Source organism: Candidatus Cloacimonadota bacterium (genome assembly GCA_011372345.1).
Classification (GTDB): domain Bacteria; phylum Cloacimonadota; class Cloacimonadia; order Cloacimonadales; family TCS61; genus DRTC01.
In genome coordinates, this window is the sequence record DRTC01000471.1 from 1 (window position 1) to 9,132 (window position 9,132).

At 36.0% G+C, this 9,132-nt stretch carries 4 protein-coding genes; 3 read left to right on the forward strand and 1 reads right to left on the reverse strand.

Features of this window, described 5'->3' with window-relative positions; genetic code table 11:
- The coding region (locus ENL20_09110; GenBank protein HHE38716.1) for an OmpA family protein at nt 1-828 on the forward strand (828 nt) is incomplete at its 5' end.
- A 131-nt stretch (nt 829-959) separates the two neighbouring features.
- Here ENL20_09110 and ENL20_09115 read toward each other — a convergent pair.
- Nucleotides 960-5,957: a GAF domain-containing protein gene (locus ENL20_09115; GenBank protein ID HHE38717.1), complete on the reverse strand. Its 4,998-nt coding sequence runs from the start codon at nt 5,955-5,957 to the stop codon at nt 960-962.
- Between the two features lie 367 nt (nt 5,958-6,324).
- Here ENL20_09115 and ENL20_09120 point away from each other — a divergent pair, with 367 nt between their 5' ends.
- Both ENL20_09120 and ENL20_09125 read left to right on the forward strand, forming a co-directional pair.
- On the forward strand, nt 6,325-6,792 hold the full coding sequence (locus ENL20_09120) for a hypothetical protein (GenBank protein ID HHE38718.1): 468 nt from the start codon (nt 6,325-6,327) through the stop codon (nt 6,790-6,792).
- A gap of 242 nt (nt 6,793-7,034) precedes the next feature.
- Nucleotides 7,035-9,128, forward strand: a complete 2,094-nt coding sequence (locus ENL20_09125) for a hypothetical protein (GenBank protein ID HHE38719.1) — start codon at nt 7,035-7,037, stop codon at nt 9,126-9,128.
- The last annotated feature ends 4 nt before the right edge of the window (nt 9,129-9,132 follow it).

Sequence of the window (9,132 nt, forward strand, 5' to 3'; positions counted from 1 at the left end):
GATGGTTGTCCGACAGAACCTGAAGATGTTGATGGTTATCAGGATGCTGATGGTTGTCCTGATCGAGATAATGACGGTGATGGAATTCTCGATGTAGATGATCAGTGTCCGAACGATGCGGAAGACAAAGACGGATTTGAAGATGAAGATGGTTGTCCTGATCTTGATAATGACCAGGACGGTATTCCCGATAAAGATGATGCTTGTCCTGATGATCCGGAAGATTTTGACGGATTCGAAGATGAAGACGGATGCCCCGAACTCGATATGGACGGCGATGGTATATTAGACACTGATGATAGCTGTCCGGGTGAAGTAGAAGATTTTGACGGATTTGAAGACGAAGATGGTTGCCCTGATCCGGATAATGATGGTGATGGTATTCTCGATGTTAACGATGATTGTCCGAACGAAGCTGAAACCTTCAATGAATATGAAGACGAAGATGGTTGTCCTGATACAGTTCCTGAAGTTATCTTCAAGAAGGATGCTCCCATAATTCTGGAAGGTGTCAACTTTGAATTCAACAGTGCCGAACTTACTGCTGGAGCAAAAGAGGTTCTGATGAAAGTTGTTCGCACTCTTAAAGATTATCCTGAAATGACTTTGATGATCAAAGGTCACACGGATAGCATGGGTTCAGACGAATACAACCTTGGTCTATCCGACCGTAGAGCAAATTCAGTCAAACAATACCTGGTTAATCAGGGAATCGATCCTTTGAGATTGACTTCGAAAGGTTATGGAGAAGCTGAACCAATCGCTCCTAATGATACGGCAGAAGGTCGAGCTAAAAATAGAAGAATTGAATTCTATCGAACTAACTAAACTGATAATACAACCGAAATAAGAAATAAGTCCGGGATTCATTTTGAATTCCGGGCTTTTTTATTACTGTAAATTTGTTCTGATTGAGATTTCCGGAACAATCCGTTAGAAACCGGACAAGAAGTTCCGAACTACTTCAACCTTTTATAGATCTGGCTCAAATTCTGCCTTGATAATCCCAATAATTTTGCCGCTTTCGTCCAATTTTTGTCTGCTTTTTTCAGGGCATCTTCGATCAATTTCAATTTGAATTTATCAACGGTTTCTGCGAAATTTGTTATTTCAGATATATTAGATGCCAATTCCAGGTATTTCTCATCAGTAGAAAGGTGATCAAAAAAACTTCCAGGTAAAGCTTTTCCATATTCATTGAACATGATAACAGCTCGTTCTATCTCATTCTGTAATTGTCTGACATTACCGGGAAAATCATAATTCGCTATTTTTTGAAGTGCATCATCCGTCAAAGCTGGAATATTTCGATTGTGAAGAGCAGTAAAATATTTCAGGAAATGTTGAGCCAGTATAATCACATCATTTTCCCTTTCATTCAATTTGGGAACAGTGATCGGGAAAATCGATAAACGGTAGAACAAATCCTGCCGGAACTTTCCTTCTGCAACCAGTTTCTGCAAGGGAATATTGGAAGCAACAAGAACTCTGACATTCACCTTTCGGACGAAATTTTCACCCAACCTTTTAACTTCCCCTTCCTGAATAACACGCAATAATTTTGCCTGTGTTCCCAGCGATATATTAGAGATTTCATCCAGAAAAAGTGTGCCTTCATTTGTTTCTTCGAAAAGTCCTTTTTTGTCGATCAAAGCCCCGGTAAATGCTCCTTTCAGATGACCGAAAAGTTCGCTCTCAATAATATCTTCGGACAGACTTCCGCAATCGATAGGAATGAAAGGCTTATTGTTTCTTTTACTCAATCTATGAATTTCCCTGGCAACGAGTTCTTTCCCTGTTCCGCTTTCTCCTTCGATCAAGACATTCACATCCGTTCTGCTGATCTGCTCAATTTTCTTAAATAATTCCTCCATTTTAGTAGAATTCCCAATGATTGACGGGTGTTTCCGGTTTGCCGAACTTTCCATATAACCTGATAATTTTTCTTTTTCCAGTTTTAATTGGCAGTAATTATCAGAAGTTTCGATTGCTGAAGCTGCGATTTGAGCAAAAATATGCAAAAACTGAATTTCTTCCGGAGTGAATGCCAGCAGACTCCGGCTATCAAGGTAAACTGTTCCCAGAACTTGATTATGGATCAAAAGCGGAAGACAGACTACCGATTCGATCTTTAAATTCACAAAACTCTGATATTGATCAAAAGATTTATTTTTTTTCACATCTGTGTGATAAACTTCTTTTTTCTTTTCCAGAACCTGCTTAATAATCTGTTGGCTTACCGATGTGATATCCGACAATGAATCATCTTTAATCTGGTAAGAAAATTCAACTTCAGCATTTCCGGTTTCAGAATTTCTTGTTAGAATTAGTCCTCTTTCAGCTTTCGTAACTTTCACAGCCAATTCCAATATTTTCGTGAAAAGTTTCTTTTTATCAGTTACTTTGGAAATGATCTCGGTCATCTCTTCGATGATCTCGAGCATATCAAAACCTGATTTTTTAAATATTTTTTCTTTTCCCTCGAATTCATCTGCATAAAAATTTATAATTTCTTTGTTTAAATATTTCTTTAAATAATGCTCTTTCATCTTATTTGTCGGAAGATTCTCGATTTTATCAGTGAGAATTTCCTTTGCAGTCTGCAGGAATTTCTTATAATTTTCTGTGATCAAATTTTTTTTGAAAGCTGCCTTTTTTATTTGATAAGCAAGCAAGTAAAGTTCCTGGTTTTCAAATTCAGAGGTCTTGATCTTCTCGAATTTTTTGATCACGAGCGAGATATGTTTATTTGCTTTTCTCAATTCACTTTTTTCAAAATATAATTTTGCCAGCAGGAAGTTATTAGAATTCTCAACCGTATCATCATCATTATCAGCAAAATTTTTCTGCAGGAATTTGATCTGCTTTTCTGCTGCTGGGTAGTTTTTTTCTAATAAGGAAAAATAAGCCTGGTAAAGATGAGCATTGAAGGTCAGGGAAATTTTTCTCTCCTTTTCCATTTTTTTTATTTCGGAAAAAATTTCTTCTGCTTTTTTCTTGTTCCCGAGATAATAAAATGAGATCATCTGGTAGCTTTTCCAAAGTCCGAATAAACCGATTTGATTATTTTTTATTTTATAATCGAGCGCTTTCTCAGAACAATCGATGGCTTGACGATAATATCCTAATTTGTTCAAAGGCAGACATTTATTTACGAGGGGAACAGACCAGTCTTCATTTTGTTCCTTGAAAAGAAGATACGCTTCATGATATTTTTTCAAAGCCTGCCAGTAATGCTCTTTTGCCAGATAATAATTTCCATAAGTATTGTTAAGCACGAGTAATGGATATTTAACTTTGCACTTTTTCATTATTTTCGTTGCTACTTTCAATTGCTTCAAGGTTTCTTCAAGTTTAAAGAGATCGATATACATACTTGCCATTCGACAGTGAATATAAGCACTTCCAGCTCGGTTTTTCAGTTTTTCAGCAATCTGAGCGCCTTGTTTAAATAAAGAAAGTGCTTTCTTGATATTCCCTGATAAATATTCAGCAAAACCATAATCTTCCAAGGCTGTAAATTCCTGGTTCAGAAGAGAATCATCTTTTGTTTTTTTACAGATTTGAAGAATTTCAGTTAAAAGTTTTTTTTGGTCGTCTATTTTATCGATCATTTTATAGGCAAACGAAATATGCTGTAATGCTCGAACTCTCTGCGGATTCGGAAATTTTGAGATCATCATCTTATTTTTCAAGAAGATATCGACAACTTCCTGAAAAGAATCTTTCCGGTTCAGAAAATAAAGATTTCTGACGAATATTTCATTTTTAAGGTTTTGATCAGAACATAACTCTGAATTTTTGTTTTGGAAATTAAAAACTTCGATCGCTTTTTCATATTCACTGTTTTTTTCCAAAGCCCAGACAAAATAGTTTAAAATTAACAGGAACTCATCAGCATTAGATTTATTAAGTTTTGTTTTATTTTCATATATTTTGTTTCCGATCCGGAGTAATTTATCCATATTCTTATTATCTTTTTTTGAAATTTGAGAAGCAAGAAGCAACATTTCCCCACAATTTTTTAGATCAGCATTTATCTCGAATAGCAACATCTCTTCTTCATCAGATATTTTAGATTTCCTTGTTAAATATGATCTGATTTTTTCGCTCTGTTTTTTCAGCACTGAGGGATCACTGGTTTGTTGAATTAACCTTGGCAGGAATGGATAACGGAAGCTGATCTTTTTGCTCGGTTGAATCAAGATTTTTTTTTCTTTCAAATTATTGATCTGGTCGGTTGTTTTGATCAAAGAAATTTGTTCGATCTCTGAAATTTCCTTGAGTTCGAAATTCTCCTTCCATAAAGAAAGCAGGGATAGGAAGTCTTTTTGCTTGGTTTGAAGTTTCGAAAAATCCAGCTTGAACCTGTTTTCGATTCCTTCCGGAATCAGCTCCGGATTTAATTTAGAAAGGTCAAAAAACCATTTCAAATTACGGTATGAGATCACATCCTGTTCGATATAAAGATCTATGAATTGATCGAGGATCGTAATATTCCTGGCACTGTTTTTGAGGATAATTTCCTGAAGTTTTTCAGGAAGGATTTTTACTCCGAAACTCAACTCGAGATATTCTTCCATTTCTTCGTTGGACATAGGTTTTAACTGATTTATCTGAATTTTTTTATGATTTGAAAAATCAAATGCAGGATCATTGGAATTTACAGCAGTAAGCAATTTCAACTTCGGATTATCCTCGATAAATTTTAATATACTTCTAAAATTTTCCTGAAAAACTGATAATTCGGGAATTACTAAAATAATTTGAGATCTGGGAAAACCTGCTTTTGCTTTTTCAATATCTTCTTTTACATTTTTCTGCTCAAGCTCTATTTCAGTTAGAATATTTGATTTTATCTCTTCGGTCTTCATTAAATCAAAAGTATTTTTTTTCAGGAAAATTACCTTCTTTCCCTCTTTTTTCATCTCAAAAGTCAGATACAAGATCGTATCTTGTAGACAGTTAGATTCGTCTCCAAGCAGTAAAAAAATTGATTTGGATTCGTTTCTAAAAACTGAATTTATTTTTTTATGAAGCGAATTTATCACTTTCCTTCGATAAAAAATAAAATCGATCTTTTTATTTTTTCTCATTTCAAGCAGAACATTTTTCCAGAAAAAACTGTCTTCCTCCTTCTTCATCTCATATTTATTGATAAATGGAAGTAATTTCTCCAGAACCTGTTGACAATCCCGGAATCTTTTTGCCGGTTCTTTTTCCAGAAGTTTATAGATCATATCTGTAATTCCCGCTTCTATTGAAAAAAGAGATTTTAATTGGGGGATATTCCTGCAAATCTGATCTTCCATTAACTTGATCACATCTTTGTCGGAAAAGGGAGGTTTACCACTAATGATCTCGTAAAGAACAATACCCAGGGAATAAAGATCAGATTGCCTGTTTATCGAGGAAGTAGCTTTTCCAATCAACAGCTCTGGAGCAAGATATTTTGCTGTTCCGGAAATATCAGATATTTTATCCGCAGCGATCAATGAAGAAAGCCCGAAATCTGTTATTTTAACACTCAATTGTCCTTCCTCTTCAGTTACGAATATATTATTCAAGGTCAGATCACCGTGATGCTTTCCTCTTTGATGAAGAAAATGCAATCCGCATAAAAGTTGGAAGAAAATATTGAGGAAACCTTTGATCTTATTCTTTTTACAATATTCAACCGGATCGATTTTATGATACTTCGGCATCGTATAATAAATTCCCTTTTTCTCGATCTTGCCGAAATCGATAACTTCCACCAAATTTGGATGTTTAAACTGGAACAAGATCTTGAATTCATCGAAAACACCTTGATAAAAGGAAGATGATTGGGGAATAAATTTGATTGCTACTTCCTGTTTGCTTGTCATATCAAAAGCGAAGAAGATAGAACTGTTAGCTGTTTCCTGATGTAATTTAACTTTTTTAAACTTTCCTGGAAATTGATTGATTGTTTCCATTTGATTCTCCTTAATTTAGCCACCAATAACACAAAATAACACTAAATGTTTTTAATAACTTCGTGTTTCTTTGTGGGATAAATTTGAATAATTCCATATTTTGTCAATAATTATCCTGGGGCTATACAACTACCTTAAAATAAAGCGATTAGATTATCCTTGTCAGAGAGATGCTAAATTAATTTTGATTGACTGAAATATATTCTTGCATTTAGAAAGGATTTATTGCTTATGAAATCATAACACAGCATAGACTATCCAAACCTAACTATCTATCTCTCAATGAGTTAATTCTTGTAGAAATTCAAAATATCCGAATGGTACATCAAATGCTTGTTCAAATTAACAAATAAAATTGGAGGTTATGATGAAACGAACAGTAACAATCACATTCGTAATTGCCATTTTAGCATTTTTCTTGATGGCACAAGCTTTAAATGCAAATACCGATATTGCAGAAGGTATCGTAACAAGATATGAAATCGAAATTATCGGTCCTGAATTGCCGTTAGAAGATCCATATCAATGGTATTTTGAACCTATTCAATTTGAAGTCGTAGAAGTTCCAGCATACGGTGTAACTTTAAATTTAGAAGTACTTAATCCGGAGAATGGACAATGGATTTTCTGTGGTTACTCGAATACAAATTCAGGTGGTTATTATTACTTTGGTTTCAGCAATGTAACGGAACCGATATTTTATGACCTTTTACAATATTGTGGAGAAGTAACATTAAGAATTACCAATCCATCTGGTAGCGTTGTGTACACACCAGAATTTAGATGGTCAATGCAGTATCCAATTTACGTGTGGGATTTCTGTATTGGATTTTAATGAGTGAAACAATTCCCCCTCGAAATCCTCTCCAGTCTTATGGTCGGAGAGGATTTTTTTTGCAATTAATTCTTTCAGATGAAATAATATCTTGCCGTTGAAAAAATCTTGCTGAGAAAATGTAGGTTATCTAATCTGTTTAAAATTAAGTAAGTTAATGATAATATTTCTTTAAAATTAATATCCAAAAATATGGCACACAGATTGCTATATTAAGAGTCAAAATTCAGGAGGAAAGAAAAATGAAAAAGATTATTTTCAGCTTAGTTATGATGTTGAGTTTGTTCGTAACGAGTTTTGCGGAGGTGCCGCAAATGATCAATTTCCAGGGAGCTTTAAAAGATGCAAATGGATTACCGGTAAATTCCTCAGTCGATCTGACATTCAGGATTTATGATATGGAAACCGGAGGAACTCCGGCTTGGGAAGAACTTCATATCGCTGTTCCGGTTAATGACGGAATTTTCAATGCGGAATTGGGCGGCTTCGTTCCATTTCCTTATGATCTTCTCGATAATCCGGAATTGTGGATCACTTTTCGAGTTTCAGGAGAAGTTGACGAAATGTCTCCGAGGAAACGGATCCTATCGGTTCCTTATTCCAGAATGTCGGAAAAATCAAAACATTCGACGAATTCCGATACTACCAGTACGATCAGCGGAGTTCCGATATCCGGATTAGTCCAGCAGGATGGAAGCGGAAATGTGAATATCAGCGGAGCTATGACTGCAACTGCTTTTATTGGAGACGGTTCCGGATTAACAGGGATTACAAGTATTTATGATACGACCTTCATTCATTCCACCGGACCTGATACAATGACAGCAAATACTTCCGGGGCAACATTGACGATCAAAAATGCAAATCCGTCAAATGGTGATGCTATCAAGATAAACGGCGGTTATCAAGGTATCAGGATCGATTCGGTTACAACTGGAATTTATGTTCTCGATGCAGATTATAATGGTATTGCCGTGGGAACTGCAGATAATCAGGGAATGTCTGTTTTTTCCTCTGGAGCAGAAGGTGTTTATGTGCAGACAGCCGGAACAGATGGATTTAAAGTTTATAATGCCGGAACACCAAGCACACAATTAGCAAGTAGTTATAAAAACGGTTTTGAGGTCGCCGGAGCAGAAGGAAACGGACTCTATGTTGGTCAAGCGGATAATATGGGAGTCGAAGTCGGATATGCCGCTTATTCCGGTTTTGTTGTGCAATCTGCCGGTAATGATGGTGTTGCTGTTGTATCTGCCGGAGACAATGGAGTTTTTGTAAATTCTGCAGATGATTCTGGTTTCAATGTTTACCATGTAGGAACACCAAGTACAGAAAATTCAAGTACAGATAAAAATGCTTTTGCAGTATCCGGTTCGGAAGGAAACGGATTCTATGTTGGGCGAGCGGATTATGATGGAATATATATTAATTCTGTCGGCAGAGATGGTGTAAGTGTTTATAATGCAGGAACACCGAGTACACAATTAACAAGTAATTACAAAAACGGTTTTGAAGTTGCCGGAGCAGAAGGAAACGGACTCTATGTTGGTCAAGCGGATAATATGGGAGTTGAAGTCGGATATGCCGCTTATTCCGGTTTTGTTGTGCAATCTGCCGGTGATGATGGTGTTGCTGTTGTATCTGCCGGAGATAATGGAGTTTTTGTAAATTCCTCAGGCTCAGATGGCTTTTATATTTCTTATGCTGGAAATGACGGTTTCTCATCGGCAAATGCAGTCGATGATGGCGGTGATTTCTGGGCAAGCGATGATGGAGTTTATGCTCAGACTAGTGATACTAACGATGAATGGGGTTTTAACACACCCGATAAAATTCAAGGAAGTAATATTACTACCAGAACGATCAACAATATCGGCTTGAATACAGGATCAGAAGAATTGGAGAACGGCGACATCGTTTGTCTTACCGGTTATAATGATGAATCGGTTGCAGATTCGGATATTCCGATCATCAAAGTAAAAAAAGCAAACAGGAATAATTCTGCGGCAGTAATCGGAGTAGTTGAATACAAAGTCTATGAACGTGAAGAAGCAGATGAAAAAGACGGTAAAACTGTTTATACGAGAAGCTTCCGTTTTGCGGAAGGAAATGCTCACCGAGGAGAATATGTTTCCATCATAATTGTTGGTCCTGCCGATGTGAAAGTAGATTCTCGCGAGAATATCAAGATTGGTCAGAAATTAACTGTTTCCGGGAATACAGGCAAAGCACGTTCTATCCAAGAAACAGATAGTTGGATGATCGGAATTATAGGCAAAGCTTTGGAAAATTCCAAAGGAAAAGGTAAAATTAAAGTTTATGTTAATTGTAAATGATGAA

Bases quoted from the DNA above. Each gene is read 5' to 3' on its own strand.
- ENL20_09125 (HHE38719.1), top strand. From the start codon at position 7,035: ATGAAAAAGATTATTTTCAGCTTAGTTATGATGTTGAGTTTGTTCGTA.
- ENL20_09115 (HHE38717.1), bottom strand. From the start codon at position 5,957: ATGGAAACAATCAATCAATTTCCAGGAAAGTTTAAAAAAGTTAAATTA.
- ENL20_09120 (HHE38718.1), top strand. From the start codon at position 6,325: ATGAAACGAACAGTAACAATCACATTCGTAATTGCCATTTTAGCATTT.